Origin of the sequence: Candidatus Pelagibacter sp. Uisw_094 (assembly GCF_047729535.1) — a bacterium.
Classification (GTDB): Bacteria; Pseudomonadota; Alphaproteobacteria; order Pelagibacterales; family Pelagibacteraceae; genus Pelagibacter.
Window position 1 is genome coordinate 1346382 of the sequence record NZ_CP159823.1, and the last position, 23440, is coordinate 1369821.

23 protein-coding genes and 2 pseudogenes are annotated in these 23440 nt (G+C 30.6%); 15 read left to right on the forward strand and 10 right to left on the reverse strand.

Translation table 11 applies throughout. From position 1 onward, the window contains the following. The first annotated feature begins 3 nt into the window (after positions 1-3). From ABXT72_RS07375 to pnp, 9 genes and pseudogenes are all read left to right on the forward strand, one after another. Positions 4-1005 carry a PhoH family protein gene (locus ABXT72_RS07375; RefSeq protein ID WP_415278293.1) on the forward strand — a complete coding sequence of 334 codons (1002 nt, stop codon included), beginning with the start codon at positions 4-6 and terminating at the stop codon, positions 1003-1005. Continuing rightward, positions 998-1459, forward strand: coding sequence for an rRNA maturation RNase YbeY (gene ybeY / locus ABXT72_RS07380; RefSeq protein ID WP_415278294.1), 462 nt, complete (start codon positions 998-1000; stop codon positions 1457-1459). Before ABXT72_RS07375 ends, ybeY begins: the two co-directional genes overlap by 8 nt. Position 1460: 1 nt before the next feature. Then, entirely contained in the window at positions 1461-3005 is a 1545-nt protein-coding gene (gene lnt / locus ABXT72_RS07385) for an apolipoprotein N-acyltransferase (RefSeq protein WP_415278295.1), read from the forward strand. Continuing rightward, complete coding sequence (metK, locus tag ABXT72_RS07390; RefSeq protein WP_415278296.1) at positions 2998-4167, forward strand: methionine adenosyltransferase; 1170 nt, start codon at positions 2998-3000, stop codon at positions 4165-4167. Before lnt ends, metK begins: the two co-directional genes overlap by 8 nt. 59 nt (positions 4168-4226) lie before the next feature. Then, positions 4227-5820 (forward strand): annotated as a pseudogene (gene nusA, locus ABXT72_RS07395) (transcription termination factor NusA). Positions 5821-5830: 10 nt separating this feature from the next. Continuing rightward, a complete protein-coding gene (infB, locus tag ABXT72_RS07400) occupies positions 5831-8035 on the forward strand; it encodes a translation initiation factor IF-2 (protein ID WP_415278297.1) in 2205 nt (734 codons plus the stop codon). Next, positions 8035-8403: a 30S ribosome-binding factor RbfA gene (gene rbfA, locus ABXT72_RS07405; RefSeq protein ID WP_415278298.1), complete on the forward strand. Its 369-nt coding sequence runs from the start codon at positions 8035-8037 to the stop codon at positions 8401-8403. Before infB ends, rbfA begins: the two co-directional genes overlap by 1 nt. A 13-nt stretch (positions 8404-8416) precedes the next feature. Beyond that, on the forward strand, positions 8417-8665 hold the full coding sequence (gene rpsO, locus ABXT72_RS07410) for a 30S ribosomal protein S15 (protein WP_415278299.1): 249 nt from the start codon (positions 8417-8419) through the stop codon (positions 8663-8665). A 21-nt stretch (positions 8666-8686) separates the two neighbouring features. Beyond that, positions 8687-10759: a polyribonucleotide nucleotidyltransferase gene (pnp, locus tag ABXT72_RS07415; protein ID WP_415278300.1), complete on the forward strand. Its 2073-nt coding sequence runs from the start codon at positions 8687-8689 to the stop codon at positions 10757-10759. 75 nt (positions 10760-10834) lie between these two features. Here the strand turns inward: pnp and ABXT72_RS07420 are convergent, their stop codons facing one another. The 4 genes from ABXT72_RS07420 to fabA all read right to left on the reverse strand — a co-directional run bounded on the left by ABXT72_RS07420 (position 10835) and on the right by fabA (position 13818). Further along, positions 10835-11227, reverse strand: a complete 393-nt coding sequence (locus tag ABXT72_RS07420; protein ID WP_415278301.1) for a cupin domain-containing protein — start codon at positions 11225-11227, stop codon at positions 10835-10837. 93 nt (positions 11228-11320) lie between these two features. Continuing rightward, complete coding sequence (locus ABXT72_RS07425) at positions 11321-12106, reverse strand: enoyl-ACP reductase (RefSeq protein WP_415278302.1); 786 nt, start codon at positions 12104-12106, stop codon at positions 11321-11323. Next, on the reverse strand, positions 12107-13318 hold the full coding sequence (fabB, locus tag ABXT72_RS07430; RefSeq protein ID WP_415278303.1) for a beta-ketoacyl-ACP synthase I: 1212 nt from the start codon (positions 13316-13318) through the stop codon (positions 12107-12109). After that, positions 13318-13818 carry a bifunctional 3-hydroxydecanoyl-ACP dehydratase/trans-2-decenoyl-ACP isomerase gene (fabA, locus tag ABXT72_RS07435; RefSeq protein ID WP_415278304.1) on the reverse strand — a complete coding sequence of 167 codons (501 nt, stop codon included), beginning with the start codon at positions 13816-13818 and terminating at the stop codon, positions 13318-13320. The genes fabB and fabA overlap by 1 nt, the downstream gene beginning before the upstream one ends. 73 nt (positions 13819-13891) lie before the next feature. On the opposite strand from fabA, the gene ABXT72_RS07440 reads away from it, so the two are divergent. The 4 genes from ABXT72_RS07440 to ABXT72_RS07455 all read left to right on the forward strand — a co-directional run bounded on the left by ABXT72_RS07440 (position 13892) and on the right by ABXT72_RS07455 (position 16826). Further along, positions 13892-14320: a Fur family transcriptional regulator gene (locus tag ABXT72_RS07440; RefSeq protein WP_415278305.1), complete on the forward strand. Its 429-nt coding sequence runs from the start codon at positions 13892-13894 to the stop codon at positions 14318-14320. 104 nt (positions 14321-14424) lie between these two features. Beyond that, positions 14425-14841, forward strand: a complete 417-nt coding sequence (locus ABXT72_RS07445) for a rubrerythrin family protein (protein WP_271512302.1) — start codon at positions 14425-14427, stop codon at positions 14839-14841. 57 nt (positions 14842-14898) lie between these two features. Then, entirely contained in the window at positions 14899-16230 is a 1332-nt protein-coding gene (locus ABXT72_RS07450; RefSeq protein WP_415278306.1) for a (Fe-S)-binding protein, read from the forward strand. A gap of 2 nt (positions 16231-16232) precedes the next feature. Then, on the forward strand, positions 16233-16826 hold the full coding sequence (locus ABXT72_RS07455; RefSeq protein ID WP_415278307.1) for a DUF3501 family protein: 594 nt from the start codon (positions 16233-16235) through the stop codon (positions 16824-16826). Here ABXT72_RS07455 and ABXT72_RS07460 read toward each other — a convergent pair. From ABXT72_RS07460 to ubiE, 6 genes and pseudogenes are all read right to left on the reverse strand, one after another. Then, positions 16819-17268 carry an SH3 domain-containing protein gene (locus ABXT72_RS07460; RefSeq protein ID WP_415278308.1) on the reverse strand — a complete coding sequence of 150 codons (450 nt, stop codon included), beginning with the start codon at positions 17266-17268 and terminating at the stop codon, positions 16819-16821. The two genes, ABXT72_RS07455 and ABXT72_RS07460, sit on opposite strands and share 8 nt — an antisense overlap. Then, positions 17265-18020: a HesA/MoeB/ThiF family protein gene (locus tag ABXT72_RS07465; RefSeq protein ID WP_415278309.1), complete on the reverse strand. Its 756-nt coding sequence runs from the start codon at positions 18018-18020 to the stop codon at positions 17265-17267. The genes ABXT72_RS07460 and ABXT72_RS07465 overlap by 4 nt, the downstream gene beginning before the upstream one ends. After that, positions 18017-18453: pseudogene (gene dut, locus ABXT72_RS07470) on the reverse strand (dUTP diphosphatase). The gene ABXT72_RS07465 and the pseudogene dut overlap by 4 nt, the downstream one beginning before the upstream one ends. A gap of 6 nt (positions 18454-18459) precedes the next feature. Continuing rightward, entirely contained in the window at positions 18460-19665 is a 1206-nt protein-coding gene (coaBC, locus tag ABXT72_RS07475) for a bifunctional phosphopantothenoylcysteine decarboxylase/phosphopantothenate--cysteine ligase CoaBC (protein ID WP_415278310.1), read from the reverse strand. Positions 19666-19673: 8 nt separating this feature from the next. Continuing rightward, positions 19674-21242 carry a 2-polyprenylphenol 6-hydroxylase gene (gene ubiB / locus ABXT72_RS07480; protein WP_415278311.1) on the reverse strand — a complete coding sequence of 523 codons (1569 nt, stop codon included), beginning with the start codon at positions 21240-21242 and terminating at the stop codon, positions 19674-19676. Next, on the reverse strand, positions 21242-21946 hold the full coding sequence (gene ubiE, locus ABXT72_RS07485) for a bifunctional demethylmenaquinone methyltransferase/2-methoxy-6-polyprenyl-1,4-benzoquinol methylase UbiE (RefSeq protein WP_415278312.1): 705 nt from the start codon (positions 21944-21946) through the stop codon (positions 21242-21244). Before ubiE ends, ubiB begins: the two co-directional genes overlap by 1 nt. Before the next feature lie 35 nt (positions 21947-21981). Here ubiE and mutM point away from each other — a divergent pair, with 35 nt between their 5' ends. Together mutM and rpsT are read left to right on the forward strand one after the other, a co-directional pair. Next, positions 21982-22845, forward strand: coding sequence for a bifunctional DNA-formamidopyrimidine glycosylase/DNA-(apurinic or apyrimidinic site) lyase (gene mutM / locus ABXT72_RS07490; RefSeq protein ID WP_415278313.1), 864 nt, complete (start codon positions 21982-21984; stop codon positions 22843-22845). A 50-nt stretch (positions 22846-22895) separates the two neighbouring features. After that, positions 22896-23156: a 30S ribosomal protein S20 gene (gene rpsT, locus ABXT72_RS07495; RefSeq protein ID WP_415278314.1), complete on the forward strand. Its 261-nt coding sequence runs from the start codon at positions 22896-22898 to the stop codon at positions 23154-23156. Positions 23157-23440: the final 284 nt, after the last annotated feature.

Sequence of the window (23440 nt, forward strand, 5' to 3'; positions counted from 1 at the left end):
AAATTGAATAAAGTAGCATCAAAAAAAATTAGTTCTATTTTAAAATTTGTCTATTCTGATAACAATTCTTTGAGCGTTATATTTCAAGACAATGATTTATTAATGGGCGTTGTTGGTGAATTTAATGAAAATTTAAAAGAACTAGAAAAAATTACTGATACTCATCTTTATTCTAGGGGTAATTCTATTTTGATAAAATCTACACCAAAAAAAAATGAAATTACAAAAAATGCTATTCAATTTTTAGCCAACCAGTTTTTAAATAATGGAAGTATAGAAAAAAAAGATATACTTTCTTCAGTAGATGAATTTATGATTAAAGAAAAAGTAGAAAATCAAAATGTTTCAGACATAATTAAAACTCCTAAAAAATCAGTTATTCCAAGATCTGAAAGACAAAAAGAATATGTCAGAGCCTTAAGACAAAGTGATATTGTTATATCGGCAGGTCCTGCAGGAACAGGTAAAACATTTTTGGCTGTTGCAGTTGGACTGACATTGTTACTTGATAAAAAGATTGAAAGAATTATTTTATCAAGACCTGCAGTTGAAGCTGGTGAAAGATTAGGTTTTTTACCTGGAGACATGAAGGAAAAGGTAGACCCCTATCTAAGACCTTTATATGACTCTTTATATGATCTTTTTGACTTTGATAAAATTCAAAGAATGATTGAAGTTGGTGATATTGAAATAGCACCACTAGCATTTATGAGGGGCAGGACTTTAAAAAATGCTTTTGCAATTTTAGATGAAGCACAAAATGCAACAGATACACAGATTAAAATGTTTCTAACGCGTATCGGAGAGAATTCAAAGATTGTTATAAATGGTGATCCATCCCAAATCGATTTGCCCCACAAGAACATGTCTGGATTGAATAGATCTAAAAAATTATTAGGCCATTTAGATGAAGTCTCTGTGATAGATTTTGATCACTCCGATGTAGTTAGGCACCCCCTAGTCTCTAAGATTGTAAAGGCATACTCAGATCAAGAAAATGATTAAAATTGATGTGGTTTCAGAGTGCACTCTCTGGAGCAAAAAAATCAGGAAAAATAATATTTTTTTTAATTCCATTATAAAATTTTTTCCAAAAAAATATAAATTTATAGGTAACAAAATAAATCTAACAATTTTACTTTCAAATAATAAGAATATTAAAAAGCTAAATAAAGATTTTAGAAATAAAAATAAACCTACAGATGTATTGTCATTTCCATTCGAGAAAAAATTTAACCCAAAAAAATCAAATTATCTTGGTGATATAGTAATTAGCTATGAGTTTATGAATAAACCAAAAAATCAAAGGATTTTAGAGTTTAAGCAAAAAGTTGTTAAAATTTTTATTCATGGGTTTCTTCATTTATTAGGACACGACCATATAAAACTAAAAGACTTTAAAAAAATGAACAAAGAAGAAGATAAAATTTATAAATTTATTAAAACAAAAGTAGCTTAACTTGCTTAAAAAAAAATTTTTAAACATATTATATGTATTTTTTTTAGGTGCTATTAGCTCTTACAGCTTGCCACCTTATAATTATTTTATAATTAATTTTTTTACTTTTTCATTATTCTTTATTTTTCTTTTTACAGAAAAAAAAACTAACCCAAATAATAAATCTTTCTTTAAATATGGATGGTTTTTTGGTTTTGGTTATTTTTTATGTAGTTTATATTGGATTGCAATTTCATTAACTTTTGATGAAAGTTTCAAATTTTTAATACCAATAGCTATTGTTTTATTTCCTGCTTTTCTGGCAATATTTTATGGATTAATAACTTATTTGTTTTCGGTTTTTTATTCTAAAAATGTTGTTAGTACATTTTTTATTTTTTCAATCTTATATGGATCTATTGAATTTATTAGAGGGTCGATTCTTAGTGGTTTTCCATGGAATTTAATTGCTTTTAGTTTTTCAGAAAGTATTTATTTTATTCAAATACTTTCAGTAATTGGGACCTATTCTTTTAATTTAATCTGCATATCTCTGTTTACTGTGCCAGCTATATTTATCTTAAGAAAAACTAGAAAAGAAATTATTGTCTGTTTTTTCTTTATAATAATTTCTGTAGGCTTTTTATTTTTTGGGAATTTAAAATTTAATCAATTTAATACCATGACTGATATTAAAAATAATTTTACAATAAGAGCTGTATCACCCAATATTAGTTTAGATCGATTTTACTCAAGACAGGACGAATTAAAGATTATCCAAGAGCTAATTACCTTGAGTAGCCCAGAAAAAAAAGAACCAACGATTTTTTTGTGGCCTGAAGGAATTATTCCAGACAGTTATTTAAGAGATATGGATATCTATAAGGAATTGTTTTCAAATAGTTTTGGGAATGATGATTTAATTATCATGGGTCTAAATAGCGTAAAGACTATAAATAGTGAAAATTTATTTTTTAATTCAATGGCAGTTTTTAATAATAAATTGGATTTAATTCATAGTTACAATAAGGTTAATTTAGTTCCATTTGGAGAGTTCACCCCATTTGAAACAGTCCTTGGTTTAATAGGAGTTAAAACAGTAACCAATGATTACCAATCCTTTTCAAAAGGTGAGAGCCTAAAAGCACTTTCAATAAAAAATGACAAGATAGAACTAAAAATACTTCCCTTAATTTGTTACGAAATTATTTATTCAAATAGATTATTTAAAGACAAAAACTTTGATTATATAATTAATATTTCAGAAGATGGGTGGTTTGGAAATTCTATAGGCCCGAAACAACATTTTGCACACAGTATCTTTAGATCAATTGAAAGTGGAAAATATGTAATTAGATCAGCAAATAATGGATTATCTGCCATTATTAACCCAATTGGTATTATAGAAAAAAAAGTTGAGATTGGCACTACTGGTCATGTTGATTTTAAAGAGAGTAAAATTCTTAAATCTACGCTCTATATGAATTATGGGGATAAGATATTTTTTATACTTATTTTACTATATATTTTTTTAATTTTTTCATTTAAGAAAATTATATATGAGTAATTTAAAAAATTTTTTATTTACAAGCGAGTCTGTTTCTGAAGGACATCCAGACAAAGTGTCAGATCGTATTTCTGATATGGTTGTGGATAGCTATCTTTCAGGTGATCCTTTTTCAAGAGTAGCATGTGAAACTTTAACCACTACAAATAAAGTTGTTTTAGCTGGAGAAGTAAGAGGACCGAGCATCAAAGAAGAAGATCTTATTCAAAAAGTAAGAGAATGCATCAAGGATATAGGTTATGATCAAGATGGTTTTACTTGGAGAGAAGCTACAAAAATAGAAAGCCACCTTCACGCACAATCTGCAGATATAGCAATGGGTGTGGACTCATCAAGTAATAAAGATGAAGGAGCGGGTGACCAAGGAATAATGTTTGGTTATGCTTGTAATGAAACTGAAGAATTAATGCCTGCACCAATTCATTATTCTCATAAGATTTTGAGATTAATGGCAGAAGATAGAAAATCTGGAAAATTAAAAAATATTGAGCCAGATTCAAAAAGTCAAGTTACGTTTGAATATGTTGATGGAAAACCAACCAAAGTAAAATCAGTTGTTATATCTTCACAACATTCAGCAGATGTAGATCAGGCTAAAGTTAGAGAATTATTAAAACCTTATTTATTAAAATCAATTCCAGAAAAGTTTTTGAAAGATTTTAATGAAGATGAATTATATATAAACCCAACTGGAAATTTTGTGATTGGTGGTCCGGATGGGGATTGTGGCTTAACAGGTAGAAAAATTATTGTAGATACTTATGGTGGAGCAGCACCTCATGGTGGAGGAGCTTTCTCTGGTAAAGATCCAACTAAAGTGGATAGATCAGCTGCTTATGCAGCAAGATATATTGCTAAAAATATTGTTGCATCTAACGTTGCTGAAAAATGCTTAATTCAACTAGCATACGCAATTGGAGTTTCGAAACCTTTATCAATTTATGTAGATTTGTTTGATAATGATTTAGAAAAAAATAAATTTGTAACAGAAAAGATTTCAGAAAATTTTGATTTAAGCCCAAGAGGCATAAGAGAAATGTTAGGCTTAAATAAACCTATTTATGAAAAAACAGCAGCTTATGGTCACTTTGGAAGGGTTTCTGAAGCTAACGGCTCATTTTCATGGGAAAAAACAGATAAAAAAGATGTTTTTTCTAAATAGTTGCTATTGAATTAAAAAAAAATCTTTATATATTGCCCTTACATTATTGAAATTACAGAATGGGCTTTAGCCCATTTTTTTTTGGAGCTTATAAACTTATGTTAAATAGAAGATCAGATAAATTAGAATTATTAAGAATTGCTGAAGCAGTTGCTTTAGAAAAGTCTATAGATAAAGAATTAATTATTGATTCCATGGAAACTGGAATTGCAAAAGCTGCCAAATCTAAATTTGGACAGGACAATGAAATTAAAGTCTTAATAGACAGAGAAAGTGGTGATATTGGAATTTTCAGAAAATTAATTGTTGTAGAAAAACCAGAAAATACAAATACAGAAATTAATCTTCAAGATGCAATTATTTTAAATGAAATAAACAAAGATAAAAAGATTGGTGATGAAATTTTACAACCGCTTCCCTCTTTTGATTTTGGAAGAATAGCTGCACAAACAGCAAAACAGGTTATTAGTTTTAATGTAAGAGAAGCAGAGCGTGAAAGACAATACAATGATTTCATAGACAAAAAAGATTCAATTCTAAGTGGAATTGTTAAACGTCTAGAGTTTGGAAATGTGATAGTTGATTTAGGCAGAACTGAAGCGATTATTCAAAAAAATGAAATGATCCCTAGAGAAAATATTAAAGCTGGAGATAGAATTAAAGCTTATTGTTATGACGTAAAAAGAGAAGCTAGAGGACAACAAATATTTTTATCAAGAGCACATCCAAAATTTATGGAAAAATTATTTGTTCAAGAGGTTCCTGAAATCTACGATGGTTTAATTGAAATAAAATCATCAGCAAGAGATCCAGGAAGTAGAGCAAAAATTTGTGTTAAAGCAGTCGACACTTCATTAGATCCGGTAGGAGCTTGCGTTGGAATGAGAGGGTCAAGAGTTCAAGCAGTAGTTAACGAATTACAAGGTGAAAAAATTGATATTGTTAATTGGTCTGAAGATCCAGCAATAGTAGTTTCAAACGCATTATCACCAGCTGAAGTTCAAAGAGTAAACGTTGATAGTGTTGCAAAAAAATTAGATGTAATTTTAACTGAAGAAAATTTAAGTAAAGCAATTGGTCGTAGAGGTCAAAATGTTAGATTGGCTACTAAATTATTAAATTACGAAATCAATATAATGACTGATGCAGAAGATTCAGAAAGAAGACAATCTGAGTTTAAAGAAAAAACTGAAAACTTTGTTAAAAATTTAGAGTTGGATGAAACATTGGGACAATTACTTGTTGCTGAAGGTTTTTCTTCGATTTCAGACATTAAAGATAGCTCACCAGAAAATTTAATGAAAATTGAAGGTATAGAGGAAGACACTGCTAAGGCTTTGATTGAAAGAGCAAAAGAGTTTTACCAAAAAGATCAAGAAGACATCACTAAGAGAATTAAAGACTTGGGACTTCAAGATGATCTTATAAATCACAAAGGACTAACTCCAGGAATGTTAGTTACTTTAGGAGAAAAAAAGATTTTGAAATTAGAAGATTTTGCAGACCTTGCCTTCTGATGAATTAACAGGTGGTTATGATGTTGTGAAAGGTGAAAGAATTAAGATTCAAGGATATCTTGAAGATTTTGCATTATCAAAAACAGAAGCGGATGAATTAATTATGTCTGCAAGAAACATAATTTACAAAGATTGAGTAATGAAATATGGAAAACAAAAAAACAAAATTAACACTTTCTGGCATAGCCAAGAAATCGATAGAAAATATAGAGTTAGCAAAAACTCAAAGTAAAAATTCTGTTGTAATTGAAAAAAAACCTAGCAAATTCGCACCTAGAGGTAACCTTACTAGACCTGCTAGTGTTAGGTCAAAACCAGCAGTAACCACTGCGAGTAGCTTTCCCCCTAGAACTACATCGGCACCTAAACCATCTTCACCAATAACTAATGACTATGAAAAACGTAAGTTAGCTGAGCAAAGAGCAACCAGAAGACTCAAAGGTGAAACAGGCAAACCTGACACTAAAAAAAGAGAATTAAAATTAACTGTTTCAAGAGCATTAAGTGATGAGATCGAAGCAAGAACAAGAAGTATGGCTTCGCTTAAAAGAGCAAAATTAAAAGAAAATAGAGAACTTACTAAAGAAGAGATTCAAGAAAGCTTAAAGCCTGTAAAAAGAGATGTAAATATTCCTGAAGCAATAACAGTGAGAGAACTGTCTAACAGAATGGCTGAGCAATCAAGCAATGTAATCAAACATTTATTTGGAATGGGAGTTACAGTTACTATCAATCAAACATTAGCAGCAGATACTGCTGAATACTTAGTAAAAGAATTTGGTCACAATCCGATTAGAGAAACAAAAGCAGAAGAAATTATTCAAAAAATAAAAGAGTCTAGATCTGAAAATTTAAAGAATAGACCGCCTATCGTAACTGTGATGGGTCATGTGGATCATGGAAAGACTTCAGTATTAGATGTTTTAAGAAGTGCGAATGTTGTCTCTGGTGAATTTGGTGGAATAACACAACACATTGGTGCTTACCAAATACAACACGAGTCTAATAAATTAACTTTCATTGATACACCAGGTCATGCTGCATTTACAGAAATGAGAGCTAGAGGATCAAAATTAACTGATGTTGTAGTATTAGTGGTTGCTGCAGATGATGGAGTTAAACCTCAAACAATTGAATCTATAAAACACGCTAAAGCAGCTAACGTTCCAATAGTTGTAGCAATTAACAAGTGTGATTTACCAGAAGCAGACCCACAAAAAATAAAGAACCAGCTTTTAGAATATGAACTTATAGCAGAAGATTTATCTGGAGATACTTTGATGGTTGAAATTTCTGCAAAAAATAAAAAAAATTTAGATAAGTTAGTTGAATCGATTGTTCTACAAGCAGAAATCTTAGATCTAAAAACTGACTTTGAATCTAAAGCAACTGGAATTGTTTTAGAATCTAAAATTGATATTGGTAGAGGAGCGGTTGCAACAGTTGTGGTTACATCTGGAACAATTAAAAAAGGTGATTTCTTTGTTAGTGGATTAAAATGGGGAAAAGTAAGAGCCTTAATTAATGATAAAGGAGAAAGTGTTAATGAAGCACCACCATCAATGCCAGTTGAAATTCTTGGAATTAATGGAGCAGCTAAATCAGGAGATGATTTTATTGTCTTAGATTCAGAAAAAGAAGCCAAAACATTAAGTGAGACTAGAGCAGATGAAACTAAAACTGGTGGAAGCCCTTTAACTTTTGCAACCCAAGATTCAGCTTTTGCTGATAAGTCAGCTGCAGAATTAAATATTATCGTAAAATCAGACGTTCATGGATCTGCAGAGGCAATTAAAAGTGCGATTAATCAAATTACTCATGATGAAGTAAAACCTAAAATAATTTTATCTGATATCGGAATGGTAACAGAGACTGATGTAACTTTAGCAAAAGCATCTAACGCTACATTAATTGCATTTAATGTTAAGCCAAGTAAGGAAGCAAAAAAATTAGCAGAGAATGAAAAAATTATAATATCTTCTTATAATATTATTTATGAAGTTTTAGATTATATCAAATTAAGAATGTCAGGACTTCTTGCACCTGATGTCCAAGAAAAAATTGTTGGTACAGCTCAAATTCTAGAAATTTTCAAAGTTTCAGGTACAGGAAAAGTTGCGGGTTCAAAAGTTACTGAAGGTGAAATAGCTAGTGGAGCGAGTGCTAGAGTAGTAAGAGATGGGGCAATTATTTATACGGGTAAAATAAGTACTATTTTCAGAGAAAAAGATCAGGCAAAACAGGTTAGTAATGGTCAAGAATGCGGAATAACACTTAAAGACTTTATCGATTTCCAGAAAAACGATACAATAGAGGTGTATAGTACGACTACGACGGAAAGAACGATATAATGGTTGATAAAACAGGAAAACCCGTATCACAAAGACAATTACGCGTTGGAGAGATGATTAGGCAATCTTTAGGTATGATTTTTGCTAGAAATGAAGCTAAGGTGCCGAATTTAGAAACTAACACAGTTACGGTTACAGAAGTAAAAATGAGTCAAGATCTTAAAATTGCAAAAGCGTATGTATTGCCTCTAGGGGGAAAAGACACAGAAAAAGTTATTAAAAAATTAAGAGAATACTCCTTTTTGATTAGAAAAGTTTTATCTAAAAAAGTATTTATGAAATACGTACCAAAGATACTTTTTGCTAAAGATGACTCTTTTGAATATGCAGAAAAAATAGAAAACTTAATAAAACAAACAAACAAATAGGAAAATAAATAGTATGACGAATAAAGCAGAAGAACTAAAAATGCACGAGAAGGACACTGGTTCTTCAGAAGTACAAATTGCATTATTAACAGGTAAAATTGAAACTCTTTCAGCGCACATTAAGCAATTCAAAAAAGATAAACACTCTTCGGTTGGATTGTTAAGAGCAGTAAATAGAAGAAAAAAATTGTTAGAATATTTAAAGAAAAATAAATTTGATTCTTACAAAAATGTATTAACACAATTAAATTTAAGAAAATAGATAGAAGGAAACAGAAAATAGATGTTCAAAGTATATAAGAAGGAAATTGAAGTAGCAGGTAAGAAGATAAGTTTAGAAACAGGTAAAGTAGCAAGACAAGCAGATGGAGCAATCATTGCTTCATGTGGTGAAACAGTTATTTTAGCAACAGTAGTAGGAGCAAAAAAAGTAAATCCAGATATGGATTATTTTCCTCTATCCGTAAATTACCAAGAAAAATATTATGCAGGTGGTAAAATTCCAGGTGGATATTTTAAAAGAGAAGCAAGACCAACTGAAAGTGAACAATTAATCTCAAGATTAATTGATAGACCAATCAGACCTTTGTTTCCAAGTGAATTTAAAAATGAAGTTCAGTTGTTACCAACAGTAATTTCATATGACAAAGACAATCAACCAGATATTTTAGCAATTACAGCTTCTTCAGCAGCGCTAGCTATTTCAGGAATGCCATTTATGGGTCCTGTGGGTGCTTCAAGAGTTGGTTTAGTTGATGGTAAATATATATTAAACCCATCAAAAGCTGAGCTAGAAAACTCTACTTTAGATTTAGTTGTAGCAGGTACTAAAGATGCTGTGCTTATGGTTGAGTCTGAGACTAAAGGTTTAACAGAAGAAGTAATGTTAGATGCAGTTAAGTTTGGTCACGAAGGTTTTGTTCCAGTAATCGAAATGATTGAGGAACTTGCAAAAGAATGCAGAAAGCCAGATTGGACTGTTGAGAAAAAAGATTTATCGGAAATTAAGAAAAAACTTGAAGAAAACTTTACAGCAGATTTAACTAAAGCTTTTGCAACAATAGACAAACAAGATAGATCAAATCAAATTTCAGAAATTTCTGATAAAGCAAAACAGCTTTTTGCAGAAGATGAAAATTACTCTGATTTTAATGTTAATGATGAATTAAAAAATCTTGAAAAGAAGATTGTTAGAACTGATATTCTTAAAAACAAAAAAAGAATAGATGGTAGAGGTTTAGCTGATGTAAGAGCTATTGAGTGTGAAGTTGGTGTTTTACCAAGAACTCACGGATCAGCTTTATTTACTAGAGGAGAAACCCAAGCGATTGTTGTTACTACTTTAGGTACATCTGATGACGAACAAAGATTGGAAAGTTTAGATGGACAACATAGAGAAAGATTTATGCTTCATTATAACTTTCCTCCTTTCTCAGTTGGTGAAACTGGAAGAATTGGAACTGGAAGACGTGAAGTTGGCCATGGAAAATTAGCATGGAGAGCAATTAATTCTTCACTACCTTCAAAAGAAGAATTTCCATATACTTTCAGAATAGTGTCTGAGATTACAGAGTCTAATGGTTCTTCTTCAATGGCGAGTGTTTGTGGTGCATCTCTTGCGCTTATGGATGCTGGAGTGCCAATTAAAGAGCCAGTTGCAGGTATTGCAATGGGATTAATTAAAGAAGGCGATGACTTTAGTGTCTTGTCAGATATTTTAGGTGATGAAGATCATCTTGGAGACATGGACTTTAAAGTTGCTGGAACTAAAGATGGAATTACTTCACTTCAAATGGATATCAAAATTACAGGTATCACATTTGAAATCATGGAGCAGGCTTTAAAACAAGCTAAAGAAGGAAGAGTTCATATCTTAGGTGAAATGAATAAAGTCTTAAGTGAATCAAGAGCTGATGTTGGTGAGCACACTCCAAAAATGGAACAAATTACTGTTGATAAAAAAGATATCGCAGCTGTGATTGGAAAAGGTGGAGCAACAATTAGAGAGATTGTTGAAAAGTCGGGTGCAAAAGTTGATGTGAATGATGAAGGTGTGGTAACAGTTTCTGCTCCAGACGAAGAGTCTAGAAACATTGCTATGCAGATTATTAAAGACATAACTGCAAAAGCTGAACTTAATAAAATTTATTCAGGTAAAGTAATGAAAATTATGGAGTTTGGAGCATTTGTAAACTTCTTAGGTAAACAAGATGGTCTTGTTCACATTTCAGAACTTGCTGCTAAAAGAGTTGAAAAAGTTACTGATGTTGTCAAAGAAGGCGATGAAGTAAAAGTTAAAGTGATTGGTTTTGATAGAGGTAAAGTTAAACTTTCTATGAAACAAGCTGCTGAATAATTTTTAAATTAAAATTCTAAACCCCTGGAATGAAAGTTCTGGGGGTTTTTTTTATGGGGCACTTATTTGAAAGCTCTATGCACTCTCTTGTTTTGTTGGGAAATATTCTACTTCTGAAAAACTATCTGTTGGAAAAATCCAATAAAATTCTAACGTTTCTTTACCATCATTTTTTAAGGAGTGCTCTGCATTTCCAGCTATATAAACTACATCACCTTTTTTAATTGTCTCATGTTCACCAGATTTATTTAATATTCCTGTACCATTGGTAACCACATATATTTCTGCAGACGAGTGATAATGAAGTGTTAGATTGCCACCAGGTGCTATTTGAGCGAAACCTACTGATAAACTAGAACTACCATCAAAATCTGCATCAATTAAAAATTTCCATTTAACCCCAGGATATTTTTCAGTTGATGACCATTCTTGATCAGAAACTGAGGCAAGGTTTTTTACAAAAATCATTCAAAATCTTAACTTATGTTTTATTTTTTTTAAATATAAATCATTAAGTCTAAAAAATTGTTCCTAATATTTTTAATTAAATTTAACTATATTTTAGGTAATATTCTTAGGATCGGGCATCCCAACCTTGTTATATCCAGCATCTACATAGTGAATTTCACCAGTAACACCAGCTGCAAGGTCGCTTAGTAGATATAATGCTGAGTTTCCAACATCATGAATATCTACATTTCTTTTTAGGAAAGAATGGTCTTCATTCCATTTGTATAAGAATTTCGCATCTCCAATAGCAGAAGCTGCTAAAGTTTTAATAGGTCCAGCGCTTATTGCATTTACTCTCATGCCTTTAGTACCTAGATCTCTTGCAAGATACTTAACACTTGCTTCAAGAGCAGATTTACAAACACCCATCACGTTATAATTTGGAATAGCTTTAGTAGATTCATAAGTTAAAGTTAACAGGCTTCCACCCTCTTTCATTAATTTAGATGCTTCTTTTGCAACTTCTGTAAATGAAAAACACGAGATTAACATACTTCTTAAAAAATTTTCTCTAGTTGTATTTAGATATTCACCTGACAATTCTGATTTATCTGAAAAAGCAACTGCGTGAACTACAAAATCAATTTGTCCCCATTCAGATTTGATATCTTCAAAAAGTTTTATTACCTCTTCTTTATTCTCAACATCACAACTAAATGTAGCTTTTGAATTTAATTTTTCTGCTAAAGGGATTACTCTTTTCTTTAAGGCATCACCAAGATAAGTGAATGCAAGTTCTGCTCCAGCCTCTGCAAGTTTTTGTGAAATACCCCAAGCGATAGATCTTTCATTGGCAACTCCCATGATCAATCCTCTTTTACCTTTCATTAAACTCATTTAAACCTTTTCAAAAATTAAAGTTGCATTTGTTCCACCAAAACCAAAGCTGTTAGACATTACAGAGTTTAATTTAACACCTATTTCAGTTTTAGTTATGATTGGAAATTTTTTAGCTTCATCATCCATATCAGTAATATTAGCTGAAGCTGTGATGAAACTATTCTTCATCATGATTAAACTATAAATTGCTTCATGAACCGAAGCAGCACCCAGCGGGTGACCTGAAAGAGATTTAGTAGAACTAATTTTTGGTACCTCAGCACCAAATGCTTCCCCAACACCTCTAAGCTCTGTTATATCTCCAACTGGAGTAGATGTTCCATGAGTGTTTAAGTAGTCCATTTTGTTTTTAGCTGTCGCTAAAGCCATCTTCATGCATCTAACAGCACCTTCACCTGATGGGGCTACCATATCATACCCGTCAGAAGTCGCGCCATAGCCTGTTAATTCAGCATATATGTTTGCGCCTCTAGCTTTTGCATGTTCGTACTCTTCAAGCACTAAAACTCCACCACCACCTGCTATTACAAAGCCATCTCTAGTTTTATCGTAAGCTCTAGAAGCAGTTCCAGGTGCATCATTGTATTTAGAGGATAAAGCAGTCATCGCATCAAACATTGCAGTCATAGCCCAGTGTAATTCTTCACTACCGCCTGCAAATACAACATCTTGTTTACCCATTTGAATTAATTCACTTGCATGACCGATGCAGTGTCCGCTAGTTGCACATGCGGAACTCATCGTATAATTAACTCCTTTGATTTTAAAAGGTACAGCAAGAGTTGCTGAAGATGTACTAGCCATAGTTCTTGGAACAATAAATGGTCCCATTAATTTTGGTGTCTTAGCTCTAGTCTTATCAACAGACAAAACTACATTTTCAATTGAAGGACCACCAGAACCCATAACTATTCCAGTTTTAAAATTACTTACATCTTTATCTTCTAATCCTGAATCCTTAATAGCTTCTTTCATTGCTATATAATTATAAGCTGATCCTGATCCCATAAACCTTATTGTTTTTCTATCTATGTGATCTTCAAGTTTTATGTTTGGTTTACCATGGATATGACTTCTTAAATTGTGTTCTTTGTATTCTTCACAAAAAGATATTCCAGATTTCGAATTTAAAAGAGACTGATAAACTTCTTCCTGATTATTTCCCAAACAAGAAACAACTCCTAAACCTGTAACTACTACTCTTCTCATTATTTAAATAACCCCACTTTTAAACTTTCTGCTGAATATATTTTTTTATCATCGGCAAACACCAAACCATTTGCAAGACCAACTGTTGTTCCACCTGGTGCCATAACTTTTTTTATATCAATTTCATATCTTACATTTTTAACATTTTGTAAAACTTCACCAGTGAATTTTACTGTACTTACTCCTAAGGCTCTCCCTTTACCTGGATTACCAAGCCAGCCAAGATAAAAACCAACTAGTTGCCACATAGCATCTAAGCCAAGACAACCTGGCATAACAGGGTCTCCTTTAAAGTGACAATCAAAAAACCAAAGGTCTTCTTTGATATCAAGTTCTGCTTTTAAAGAACCTTTGCTAAATCTACCATTATCCTCGTTGATTTCTGTTATTCTATCAAACATGAGCATTGGTGGAAGTGGTAATTTTGCATTACCTGGGCCAAAAAGTTCCCCATTTCCACAGCTTATTAGCTCATCGTATGTGAATGAGTTTTTTTTCATAAATTTCAGTCCCTTAATACTTGATTTATCGTGATTATAATATAGAAATAGTTTAGAACTATTATAAACAGTAATGAACAATATAAGTATATACACTGAAAAATTAAGAGAATCTGGCTTAAGACCAACAAGACAGAGACTAAAAATTTGTGAAGTATTGTTTTCACCTGAAAAAACCTTTCACTTTACAATAAATGATCTAACTAAAATTATTGAGAATAAGCTGAGTGAAAAAATTTCTTTAGCAACAGTTTATAATACAATTCATGCATTTAAAAAAAAAGGATATTTAAAAGAAATTTCTATCAATTCAGACAAAAGTTATTTTGATACTAACGTGACAGAGCACCATCATTTTTTTGACGAAGATACCAATGAGCTCATTGATTGTAGTAACGAAGATATTGATTCTGTAAATATAAAAAAAAATATCACTGGAAAAAAAATAAAATCAGTAGAAGTATTGATTAAAGTTGCGAGTGATAATCAAAATCAAAAATAATTTAATAATATCAATAATTTAACAATTACATTAAAACAATTCTAAACTGTTGACTTACAGTTTAGAATGATTATATATATTTCATAATCATTAAGGAGAAAAACATGTCATTAAAAGGTAGTAAAACAGAAGAAAACTTAAAAGATGCATTTGCTGGTGAGAGCCAAGCAAACAGACGTTATTTATATTTTGCTCAAAAAGCAGATATTGAAGGTTATAACGATGTAGCATCTGTATTTAGATCTACAGCTGAAGGTGAAACAGGTCATGCACATGGACACCTTGAGTATCTTGAAGAAGTTGGAGACCCAGCAACGGGACTACCAATTGGTGAAACTAAAGCGAATTTAGCTTCAGCGGTACAAGGTGAAACACATGAATATACAGACATGTACCCAGGTATGGCAAAAACAGCTAGAGAAGAAGGCTTTTCAGAAATTGCTGATTGGTTTGAAACTTTAGCAAAAGCTGAAAAATCACACGCAGGTAAATTCCAAAAAACATTAGAATCTATTGCGTAAATAAGACTTAATTTATGGTGGGGTTCTTCCCCACCATTAAATCCTAAAATTTTAAATATGAGCAAAGAAGGCAGCATAGATGCACCCATTAGGCACCCAATAAATTTTGAGCATCCTGATTTTTTAGACCCCAAAAAATTAGATGACGAAATGAGAAGAGCATTTGACATCTGCCATGGATGTAGAAGATGTTTTAATTTATGCGACTCGTTTCCAAAATTATTTGACATGATAGATGAGTCAGAAAATGAGGATGTAGAAAGTTTAAAAAGTGAACAGTTTGAACCTGTAGTAGACGCTTGTACTTTATGTGATATGTGTTTTATGACCAAGTGCCCTTATGTTCCACCGCATGATTTTGATTTAGACTTTCCTCATTTAATGTTGAGATATAGAACGGCTCAAAAAAAATTAAATAAATTGCCAGCAGTGCCAGCACAATTAGCTCAAATTGATAGAAATGGAAAAATTGGTGTAATGCTATCATCACTAATAAACTGGGCATCAAACATTAAAAATACATTTTTTAGAAAAATATTAGAATTAGTTGCTGGAATTGATGTGAGAGTTAAGCTTCCCACTTATAATTCAGAAACATTTACAAATTATTTTAAAAAAAATAATATTCCAACAAATAGTGAAGCTCCATCTAAAGATAGAAAAGTTGTAATTTATTCAACATGCTTTGTTAATTTTAATAAAAAAGATACAGGCGTAGCTGCATTAAAAGTTTTAAAGAAAAATGGAGTAGAAGTTCAAGAAGCTTATCCAGGTTGTTGTGGAATGCCTTATCTTGAGCAAGCAGATTTACCAAAAGTTGTAGAGCAAGCCAAAAAAGTTTCAAAAGATTTGTTGGAGTGGGTAGACAAGGGTTATCAAATTATTACTTTAACAGCCAGTTGTGGTCTAATGTTAAAATTTGAATGGCCTTTACTATTACCAAATGACGAAAATATTAAAAGACTTTCAAAAAGCGTTAGTGACATAGATGAATATATCGTTGATATAGCACAAAAGGAAGGCCTAGCAGAAGGTTTACAAGAAATTGATGGCGGAGTTACAGTTCATAACGCATGTCATGCAAGAGCACAAAACATGGGTATTAAATCCAGAGATATGCTGAAATTTATCCCTAATATAAAAATGGATGTTGTTGAAAGATGTGCTGGTCATGGGGGGACTTTTGGTGTGATGAAGGAAACTCACGATTTAGCTGTAAAAGTTGGAACACCAACAGCAAGACAAATTAAAAATAAAAACAATAAATATATGGCTTCAGATTGTCCTTTGGCAGGTAAGCATTTAAAACAACTAGAAACAGACACAAATATTGCAAATGATGAGGCACTTCATCCTATCGAATTAATGGCAAAAAGTTATAGACTATAATTATGAGTAAAGAAAAAAGACAAATAGAAAAAGAAGATTTATTACCATCTGATGTTTATGCAAAAAGTAGAAAACAAATTAGAAAAGATTTAGTTGAGTTTAAAAAAGATAGAAGAATAGCACTTGGTCCTTATGCCACTTTTTATTTTGAAAGTTTTGAAACTATGGTTGCCCAAGTTCAAGAAATGCTTCACATCGAAAAAGGAGGTGATGAGCAATTAAAAGATGAATTAATAGCTTACAACCCTTTAGTTCCAAATGGAAAAGAACTTACGGCTACCCTAATGTTTGAAATCGATAATCCAATTTTAAGAGCTGCATTTTTAGGTAAAGTTGGAGGAATTGAAGAAAAAATATTCATAAAAATTAATGATGAAATTGTTAAGGCTGTTCCAGAAGAAGATGTTGATAGAACATCTGCAGAAGGAAAAGCTTCTTCAGTGCAATTTATCCATTTCAAATTAAATGAAAATCAAATTTCTAAATTTAAGTCAGATAGCACAACTATAGAACTTGGGATTGATCATAAAGAGTATACCCACACTACAAGACTAGCTGAAAATAGTGTTAAATCACTATGTTCTGATTTTATTTAATAGAACCCCAAATATTTTCAGTTTTGACCCAACCTGAATAATCATCGGTTTTTACATTACACCATATATTTTCACATTTTTTTAAAACTAATAGCCTTCCTTTTTCTAGTTTGGCTATTGGTTTTGAAAAGTTGGATGGTTTTTTATATAAGATTTTATCTTCTAAAATAATAATAGAGTTTGATGGTTTCAACTGACTCCAGTGAATCCAGCCACTATTATTATCAAAAAACACTACTCTTCTCCAATTCTCTTTTTTGTCTATCTGTTTTACAGGCAAATTAATTTTTCTATAAACATATTTAATAGAACGATCTATGCTTGGTCCATACCTAACATTAGTCTTATTTTTTTTTAGAGATAAAAATTTTCCCTCTGCGCTTATGAATTGAATGCTTAAAATTGATAGACAAAAACACCAAATAGCTATTTTTTTTATCATTTACAAAAACAGTTTTTTCTTTTTTTAAGTTTAACTTTTCTAAAATTTAATTGTAATAAGTCTAAGATAAAAATATATCCATCAAGACCCTTTCCAATATCAAGTATTTTCTTTAAAACTTCGTTTGCTTGTATAGTTCCAATTATACCAGCAACAGTACCAAGAATACCTTCAGACTCACAATTTAATAAATCATCTGAAATATCAGAGTCTTGAAAAAAACATCTTAAACATGGAATTTTTTTATTCTTAAAATTAAAAGTAAATATATGACCGTCAAATTTACTTATAGCTCCAGTTACAAGTATTTTTTTAAATTTATAACAAAAATCATTTAATAAAAATTTTGTGGAAAAATTATCAGAGCCATCAACTATATAATCATAATCTTTTATAATTTTCTTAAAATTATTTTTATTTAGTCTTATTTTGTAAATCTTAATTTTAATACTTGGGTTTATTTTTTTAATTTTACCTCTTGCTACTTGAACTTTAAATTTTCCTATATCATTGGTATTATAAAGACTTTGTCTGTGTAGATTGGATAAACTAACTTTATCATCATCAACTATTCCTATCGAACCAACACCAGATCTTGCAAGAAATTCAGCAACAGGAGACCCTAACCCACCTATTCCAACAATTAAAACTTTTGCAGATATAATTTTTTTTTGCCCTATAGTGCCAATATCTTTTAGTACTATTTGTCTTGAATATCTTTCTATTGATAATTTTCTTAATTGGTTATTCATTTACCTGTTGAACCAAATCCACCATCACCTCGTAATGTATTGGGCAAATTATCTGTTTCTTCAAGTTCCATCTTAATTACAGGCATTAAGATCATTTGTGCTATTCTATCTTTATTGTTGATAAGGAAATCTTCTTTACCATGATTAAAAAGTATAACTTTAATTTCTCCTCTATAATCACTATCAATTGTTCCTGGAGTATTTAAAACTGTAATACTTTTTTAGCAGCTAAACCAGATCGAGGACGAATTTGTACTTCATAATCCTCTGAAAATGCCATTGAAAGGCCTGTAGGAACTAAATATGAGCTATTAGGGGCTATTCTAATAGGCTCTTCTATAAAAGCCATCAAATCCATACCTGAAGCACCATCTGTTTTATAGGTAGGTAATTCTACTTTAGGATTTAATTTTTTGATTAATACTTTAGCCACTGAATTTTAATTTAATTTTTTAATAACTCTATCTACTATTTCATCAGAAATTTCAGATTTACTTTTTATTGAAAGTTTTTCATCATTCATATTTTTTTCTCTATAATAAATTGAAACTTCATTAAAATTAGAGTCAAATCCAATTGCTTTATTGGAAACATCATTTGCTATTACCCAATCACAATTTTTTTCTTCTAATTTTTTTTTTGCATTTTCTTCCACATTATTAGTTTCTGCAGCAAATCCAATTACCAACTTCGGTCTTAGAGAATTATGCTTTGATACATAATTTAAAATATCAATATTTTTTTCTAGTTCTAAGTGTAATTTTTCCTGTTTTTTTATTTTACTATTATTTATTTCTTTAACCTTAAAGTCAGCAACAGCTGCTGAAAAAATTGCTACATCAGCTGGTAGATTATCTTGTGTAGCTTTAAGCATCTCATCTGCAGTTTCTACTTTAATTAAGTTTATATTGTTACCCACCACTAAATTTGTAGGTCCAGAAATTAAAGTAGTTTGAAAACCTTTTTTAGCAAATGCTTTTGCTAAGGCATGGCCTTGTTTCCCAGAAGACTTATTTGTTATAAATCTTACAGGATCAATATACTCATTAGTTGGTCCAGCCGTTACTAAGGCTTTTAGTTTATAATTCTTATTTAATTCACTAAAGTATGAATTAATTTCTTGAACAATATTATCTGGTTCAGTCATTTTACCTTCACCAAATTCTCCACAGGCCATATCACCAACTTCAGGACCTATAATTTTATAACCAAATGATTTTAGTTTTTTAAGATTTTCTTTAGTTGATGGGTGTTCCCACATTCTAACATTCATAGCTGGTGTTAAAAAAATATCTTTATCAGAAGCTAAAATTACAGTTGAAGCCAGATCTTCAGAAGACCCTGCACTCAATTTTGAAATTGTATTAGCTGTAGCTGGAGCCACAACAATTAAGTCTGCCCATCTAGATAGTGAAATATGATCCATTTCAGCCTCATTTTCAGGGTTAAATAAGTCTTCATAAACTTTTTCTTGAGATAGTGAGGCAATAGATAAAGGAGTTACAAATTCTTTGGCACTTTTAGTAAGAATAGTTTTAACTTTTGCACCTAATTTTTTTAAAGATCTAATTAGCTCCAAACTTTTATAAGCAGATATGCCACCACATATTATTAAAAGTATTTTTCTTTCAGATAAATTATTCATTGTGCGAATTAAAATACTACTAGACCAAAAATTACAAGCAGTAATAAACCAACAATAGACTGATTTCTAAAGGCAGTCATTTCAGATCTCTTTTCATTTAAGGCGGTAAATGAATTTGAATTTTGGGGGATCTGTCCACTTGCTAAAAATGATAAAGCTTGATTGGCTTTATCCATAATCTCTGGAAAATCAGGCAATCTTTTAATTACTTCAGTGGTAGTTTTTAAACTTTCATTTAAGGTATTGATTGGATCTTTTGTTTCTCTTAACCAATTTTCTAAAACTGGTTTGGAAGTCTCCCATATATTGGTATTAGGGTTAAGTTTTCTAGCCACCCCCTCAACAACCACCATTGTTTTTTGTAACATCAATAATTGTGGTTGGGTTTGCATATTAAATTTTTCAGTAACTTCAAAAAGCTGTTTTAATAATTTCCCCCCAGAAATATCTTTTACAGATTGCCCAAAGATTGGCTCACCAATAGATCTTAATGCTTGTGCTAAATCATTAACAGGTACATCTTTAGGAACTAGACCAGCAACCAAATGTACTTCAGCAACTTTTTTGTAGTCTCTTTGAATAAATCCAAATAAAATTTCAGCTAAAAATCTTTTACTAAGGTTGTCTAATCTTCCCATTATACCAAAATCTATAGGAACAATTTGCCCATTATCATCGATAAATATATTTCCTTGATGCATATCAGCATGAAAAAAACCGTCTCTTACAGCATGTCTTAAAAAATGCTGAATAACATCGGAGGCTATCCTTTTAGTATCTATGTTCCTTTTTTGTAAATCTTCTGTTTCACGAATAGAAACACCATCAACCCAATCAAGTGTCATCACATTTTCGCTTGTAAAATTCCAATAAATAGCGGGAACTCTAAAACCTGCATCATTCTTTGTATTTTCAGCATATTCATTTGCAGCTGCTGCCTCAAATCTTAAATCCATTTCTAAATTAGTTATTTCTTTAAGAAGAAAAACAACTTCTACCAATTTTAATCTTTTTGTTTTTTTTATAAATGACTCAACCATAAAAGCAAAAAGCATCAAGGCATCTATTTCTTCATTAAAAACTTTTTTAATATCTGGTCTCAAAATTTTAATAGCAACATCTTTTATGGTTCCATTGTCATTTATTTTTGCCTTATGAACCTGCGCTATCGAAGCTGCTGCAACTGGCTCACTTAAATCAATGATTGAATTGAAGGTGTCATCTCCTAGGTCTTTTTTAATTATTACTTTTGCTTCAGATAAGGTAAAGGCTGGCAATCTATCTTGTAAACCTTCTAACTGTTTTGCTAAATCATCCCCAATAATATCAGGTCTAGTAACTAGAAATTGTCCTAATTTAATAAATGTAGTTCCCATTGATTGTAGTGATTTAGAAAGTCTTGCCCCTTCATTTTCGTTTAAATTAGTTTTGTTAGGCGCTGAAAAAGAAAATGAAAGTATTTGAAAGATAATCTTGATTCCCAATGGTGGTTTTTTAAATTTAGAAAGAATAGCTAATATGTCAGAACGAGCTAATTTTCTTCCTAATCTAAATAAAATAAATATTTTTTTTAACATTAGACTTTCCAACCTGAATGAATAGCTACAATTCCACCTGATAAATTTCTATAGCTACAGTTAATAAATCTATTTTTATTCATTAAATCGATTAACTCTTCTTGATTGATAAATTCTTCAATGCTTTTAATTAGATATTCATAAGGTTCTTTTTGTCCAGCAATAGCTTTTCCAATCAAAGGAATAAGTTTAGAATAATTTTTATATATAAAGTCCAAATTAGAATTTTGAATTTTAGAAAATTCTAAACATAGATAACGACCTCCTGGTTTTAAAACTCTATAAGCCTCTGATAGGGCTTTGTTTAGGTCTTTAGTATTTCGTAGCCCAAAACTAATTGTGTAGTAATCACAAGAATTATCTTTAATAGGCAATTTTTCAGCTGGAGCTATTATCCAATTTATATTTTTATAAGTACTTAACTTTTCTTTACCTTTACCAACCATTCCCTTATTTGGATCGACACAAAATATTTCTCCATTTTTATCAGTTGCATCTAAAAAAAGTTTACCAAGATCTCCAGTACCGCAGGCAACATCAATTAAAGTTTTCTTACTTGAAGGGTTCATCCAACTTAATAGATCTTTTTTCCAAACCCTATGAACTCCTAACGACATAAAGTCATTCATTAAATCATATTTGTCATAGACATCATCAAAGACACTTTGGACAAGGCCCTTTTTATTTTGGAGATATTGTTGCATATTAAATTTATTATTTATTGATAATATAGTATCAAATGCCAGAATTACCAGAAGTAGAAATAGTCAAACAATCGTTATCTAAAAAAATAGAGCGTAAAAAAATCAAAAGAATAATAATTACGAATAGAAACTTAAGGTTTAAAATTCCTCTAAAATTTGAAGAATTATTAAAAAATAAAATTATCAAAAGAGTAACTAGATTTTCAAAGTATTTAATCTTGAATTTTTACGATGAATCTTTTTGTTTAATTCATTTGGGAATGTCTGGAACTGTTCATTTAATAAAAAAAAATAACATTAGTAAGTTTACCAATACTAGTTTTTATAACTCACCGAGCCTCCCAAAGAAACATAACCATGTAGAAATTCATTTTGAAGGTTTAAGGATTATATACAATGACCCTAGAAGATTTGGGTTTTTTAAATTTATAGAAAATAAGAAGGAACTTGAAAAAAGATTTAGTCACTTAGGACCAGAACCTTTTTTTAAAACTTTCAACTTAGAATATTTAATTGGTTATTTTACAAATAAAAAGAAGGATATAAAAAGTTTCTTATTAGATCAAAAATTTGTATCAGGAATTGGAAATATTTATGCTAGTGAAATTTTATTTTTATGCAAAATTAATCCAACTATCTACGCATCAAAGTTAACTAAGCAAGATTGCAAAAAAATTATTACTTATTCAAAAAGTATACTTAATAGAGCTATTAAAAAAGGAGGCTCAAGTATTCGAGATTTTAAAAATATCACTGGAAAAAGTGGAAACTTCCAAAAAGAATTTAGAGTTTATCAAAGAGAAAACCTAAGCTGCCTAAGAAATAAATGTAACGGTAAAATTCAGAAAATATTTATATCTAATAGATCAACTTTCTTTTGTAATACTTGCCAAAAATAGGGAATTATTCTATTGACCAGTATAAATTCTCAAGCTATACCACTGCGCTTATGGCAAACACAAAATCAGCAATTAAAAGAATTAGAAAAATTGCTACGCAAACACTAGTTAATAAGGCTCGTAAGAGCAAGTATAGAAATGCTATAAAAAAAATGAACCTTCTTCTTGAAGAAAATAAAAAAGATGAAGCTCTAAAATTCTTGCCAAAGTTGAATTCCGAATTAATGAAAGTTGCAAAAACTGGAATTATAAAGAAAGCTAATGCTTCAAGAAACATTTCAAGAATAACAAAAAAGATATCAGCCTTATAAAATCATCTACTGTTGCTGAAAAATTTCAACCTAAAGTACTTATACCAAATAAGATTTTATTTTTAATTAACAATACTATATCTAGATTTAGTAAAATTTATTATTTCTAAATCACACACTCATAGATTTAAAAATTGTAAAATTTATTATTTATAAATCACACACTCATAAATTTAAAATTTGTAAAATTAATTTTATTATATTTTGTTCAATTTGGTTTCATTGTGACAAAAATATTTTCTAAGAACAAAAACAGACCACCTTTAAAAAATGTTCGCGTTAAA